The organism is Emticicia sp. (assembly GCF_049241225.1).
Taxonomy (GTDB): Bacteria; Bacteroidota; Bacteroidia; order Cytophagales; family Spirosomataceae; genus Emticicia.
In genome coordinates, this window is record NZ_JBMLRC010000096.1 from 1 (window position 1) to 4,422 (window position 4,422).

The following is a 4,422-nucleotide window of genomic DNA, read 5'->3' on the forward strand; positions in this document are numbered from 1 at the left end:
TGTAGCGAAGGGTCTTCTTTGAGGTGTTTTCTTAGTTTCGTAATATAAACATCCATGCTTCGTGCATTGAAATAGCTATCATCGCCCCAAATGAGTTTTAAGGCAAAACTTCGGCTCACCGATTGGTTTCTGTTCTGACAAAGCAATTTCAATAACTCCGATTCCTTGGTTGTGAGTTTATTCTGTGAATTATTGAAACTCAAACTATTGGTTTGGGCATCAAACTCATAAGCACCAATCTTAAAGTTATTTACTTGGGTATCAGGCTCTTGTTTGTTGATTCTGCGTAAAATTGCCTTCATTCGCATCAATAATTCTTCCATGCTAAATGGCTTCGTGATATAATCATCGGCCCCCACCTTAAAGCCTTGAATCGTATCTTCTTTCATTGATTTGGCAGTCAGGAATATCACAGGAATATCCTTGTCTTTCATTCTGATTTCTTTGGCTAACGAAAAACCATCTTTTTTCGGCATCATCACATCTAAGATACACATATCGTAGCCACCACGCTCCAAGAAAAACTTGAGTCCTTCTTCGCCATTTTTAGCCAAATCGGTCATAAAACCTTTGGCTTGGAGGTATTCTTGAAGCAACATTCCCAAATTTGGGTCGTCTTCGGTTAAAAGGATTTTTGCCATATTTTTTAATTGTTTCACCCTTCCCAGCCTCCCCGATTGGGAGGAGTTTTGTTTTACTCCCCTCCTTATCGGGGAGCAGGGGTGTTAAGTTCTCTATTTTTAAAATCCCTCCCCATCGGGGAGGGATTTAGGGTGGGGTTAAAACGCAACAATTTTACCACATTTTGATGCCTTTTGACCTCACCCCCAGCCCCTCTCCGATTGGAGAGGGGAGCTTTTTTCGAGAACTTAACACCCCTGCTTATCGGGGAGGGGTAGGGGTTGTAAATATAATTTCAAACTTACTACCTTCGCCCAGCTTACTTTCCACAAATATTTGTCCGTTGTGCAGTTCTACCATTTTCTTGACATAACTAAGCCCCAGCCCGAAGCCTTTTACATCGTGTAAATTTCCAGTCGGAACTCTGTAAAAGCGTTCAAAAATGCGAGCCACTTGGTCTTTTGTCATGCCGATTCCTTTATCAGAAATGCTGATTTTCAATAAATTACCCACATTTTCGGTGCGAATCGTTATTTCTGGATTTTCGGGCGAATATTTATTGGCGTTATCGAGCAAATTATAGATAATATTAGTCAAATGTACTTCATCGGCTACGATTTCTGAATTATCGGCTTCGAGTTCGAGGTTGACGATGCCGTTTTTCTGCTCGATTTGCACACTTAAATTTGTCAGCACCTGCTCGATAGTTTCATGAATATCAACACTATCGAGTCTTAGTTTCACTTCACCTTTATCGAGTAAAGCCATTTGCAACACTTTCTCCACTTGCGTACCCAGTCGGCGATTCTCATCTTGAATGATATTCAGATAACGGTTCATTTTACCACTATCTTTTTTCACGTCGCTGTCTTTCATTACTTCCACCGCCAACGAAATCGTCGAGATTGGTGTCTTGAACTCGTGCGTCATGTTATTGATGAAATCATTCTTAATATCGGCCAATTTCTTTTGCTTCAACATTGTACTTATCGAGCTATAAAACACGCCTCCAACTGCCAAAAACAAAAGTATCGAACTCAAAAAAACCGACCACATATTACGCAAGATAAAACCCTGTGTATCAGGAAAATAGACATACAGAAAATGATTTTGTGGCTGTAAATCATTCGGAAAAAGTAGCACTTTATAGGCTTTTTTGAGCAATTCGGGCGTATAATTGACCGCAAACGACGAGAAAATCATGTTTGAACTATTTTTCACACCATACTGATACGGAATCGAAATACCTCTGCTTCGGAGTTCTTTTTTGAGTAAAGTATCAAGTGTTTGGCGGTCGAGACGCTCATAAATATCTCGACTTCCGTGAATCACATCAGTCAAAACGTTTTTTACGAGTTCGGCTTTATTTTGGGTACGTTCAAAGTTGGTGTCGAAATCTTTTTCTTGGCTTTTTTTCTTAATTTCGATGGGTCTATCTACTTTATTAAATGTTTTTGCGGTAAACTTTAGTGAATCTCCTGCTTGGGTATTGTCATAATAATATTTGTACGTAACAATTCCCTGCTGGTTTTCGATATTTACTCGAAAGTTTTTTTGTTCTCGGTTACGTTTACCCCGATTGAGTTGAATTACTTGGCGGTTTATTTCGCCAATTAAATCTTCTACACTACGCTGACGCATGAGCAATGAGCGAGTAGGTTGCGTGAGTTCTTCCCAAGCAAGATTTTGCTCTTCGAGCATATCTTTTATCAAGCCCATTTGTCGCTCGGGAATCTCGAAGGCTGGTTCTGCCCAAAAAATATCCGACGGAGCAATCGTAATCGTATGATTATTCATGCCTTGTGGAAAAAGTACCACTTTGTGGTTTTCCTTTTCAGGATTTTCTACATTTACAACCATCTCTTCGGTTGCAGAATGATTTTCTTGCACCGCAGGTCGAGGCTTTCGTTTCTTTAGAATTTTTTTCTGAGTAATGGCCAGCAACTTTTGTTGCTCTTGGGCTTTCATTTGCTGATTTGCCAAGAAAATAACCTCTTGCTTTTCGATTTTTTTGACAGTAGCCAGCATGGCATCGTTCACATCACGGTCGAATTGTTCTTTTTTTACGGCAATCGCGTTTTCAATCCAATACCACTGAAAGGCCATCAGACCCAACAGAGCAAGCAACATGACAACGATGATATTACGAAAATTCATGACAGGATTAAAGCGATTTTTAAGATTTCAAGATAATTATTTCTTGCTTTATCATTTTCAAATGCTGTCGACTGTTGACCATCGACTGTGGACTATTTTAATTATCTCACGAAATTAACGCCATAAAATCAAAATTATGGTTTATTTAACACTTTTTAACACCAAACAATTTGCTAACTTTACATAAATCTCAACAAAACCTACCCTACAAAATGTCTTTTCTCATTATAATTCTTTGTATCGTCTCAATTCTTGGGTTTCTCTACGCTTGGTTATATCAAAAAGTATCGAAACATATTCCAGAAAATTATCCAAACGCCAAAAATAGGCAACAGATTGATGCTTCTAAAAAAGTATTGGTGTGTTTTGGCGATAGCAATACGCACGGCAATGTGAGCTATAATTGGGTAAATGATTTAAGTTCTCAGCTAACTGACTATCAGATTTTTAACGCAGGAATAAACTCCGATTTGACATATACTTTGCTCCGTCGAATTGATGATGTGGTTGCCTGCAAGCCCAATTTTATCACGATTCTGATTGGTACGAATGATGTCAATGCCACTATGGGTAAGATAATGGAAAAACGTTACCAAGATTTAGGAAGAATAAGTAAAGATACTTCTCCTAATTTTGAAGATTTTAAGAAGAATTATATTGAAATTATCCGCCAGTTAAAAGCAAAGACTCAGGCAAAAATTGCAGTAATGTCTTTGCCAGTCATGGGTGAAGATTTAGCCCACGAGGCCAACCAGAAAGCCGATAAATACAGCGAATTTGTGCAGCAACTCGCCACCGATGAACAACTCATTTATTTACCAGTCAGAGAAAAACAAAAGGAATTTTTGCAGAAAAATCCGCAACCATTGAAACATACTTTTGAAGATACCTACAAACTTCTCAATTTTTCAGTAATCAGTTATTATTTGTTAGGAAAAAGCTGGGACGAAATTTCGGCTAAACACGGCTTTCAACTTACGCCCGACAACCTACATCAAAACTCAATCGCTGGTGGAATGATTCGTGATTTGGTGAAAGATGCCATGAAAAGCTGAAGTTAAAAATTTTATTCTACCAATCGTTTGGTAAATAAAAAATAGTTTTTACATTTGAGCCTAAATAAAATAAACTACGGACTGTTGTCCGTGAGCTATCGACTGAAAATGCCAGTTCAGAAAATTACCAAAGAAGAAATATTGCTAAAATCATCGGATGTTTTTCGAGTGAAGGGCTACCATAATACTTCGATGCAGGATATTGCCGAAGCCAGTGGTTTGCTCAAGGGAAGTCTGTATTATCATTTTCCGAGTAAGGAAATGTTAATGAAAGATTTGCTTGTTTCGATTCATACTTACCTGACTAATAAGGTTTTTCCGATTGCCGAAGATGCAAGCCTCACGCCCGAAGAACGAATGGAAAAACTCTTGAAAAAGATGGGGAAACTACTTTTGGAGAAGGAAGGAGGCTGTTTAGTAGGAAACACAACCCTCGAAACAGTAGGAGTTGTACCCGAATTTCAATCAGTTTTAAGAGCCATCATGGACGATTGGACAAAGGCCTTACAGGTAATCTACGCAACTCGCAAAAGCCCCGAGCAATCATTCAGACTCGCCCAACAAACCATCATGGAGTTTGAAGGAGCGG

General features: G+C 38.8%; 4 protein-coding genes. 2 read left to right on the forward strand and 2 right to left on the reverse strand.

Features of this window, described 5'->3' with window-relative positions; genetic code table 11:
* A partial coding sequence (locus tag ACOVO2_RS05865) for a response regulator transcription factor (RefSeq protein ID WP_421769070.1) occupies window positions 1-641 on the reverse strand: 641 nt, incomplete at its 3' end.
* A gap of 241 nt (window positions 642-882) precedes the next feature.
* The gene (locus ACOVO2_RS05870; protein WP_421769071.1) at window positions 883-2,778 is read right to left on the reverse strand and encodes a sensor histidine kinase; all 1,896 of its coding nucleotides are present in this window, start codon (window positions 2,776-2,778) and stop codon (window positions 883-885) included.
* Between the two features lie 212 nt (window positions 2,779-2,990).
* Between ACOVO2_RS05870 and ACOVO2_RS05875 the strand changes: the two genes are divergently transcribed.
* Window positions 2,991-3,833, forward strand: coding sequence for an SGNH/GDSL hydrolase family protein (locus tag ACOVO2_RS05875; protein WP_421769072.1), 843 nt, complete (start codon window positions 2,991-2,993; stop codon window positions 3,831-3,833).
* A gap of 108 nt (window positions 3,834-3,941) precedes the next feature.
* The coding region (locus ACOVO2_RS05880) for a TetR/AcrR family transcriptional regulator (protein ID WP_421769073.1) at window positions 3,942-4,422 on the forward strand (481 nt) is incomplete at its 3' end.

Coding starts and splice junctions, on each gene's coding strand:
- ACOVO2_RS05875 (WP_421769072.1), top strand. CDS start 2,991: ATGTCTTTTCTCATTATAATTCTTTGTATCGTCTCAATTCTTGGGTTT.
- ACOVO2_RS05870 (WP_421769071.1), bottom strand. CDS start 2,778: ATGAATTTTCGTAATATCATCGTTGTCATGTTGCTTGCTCTGTTGGGT.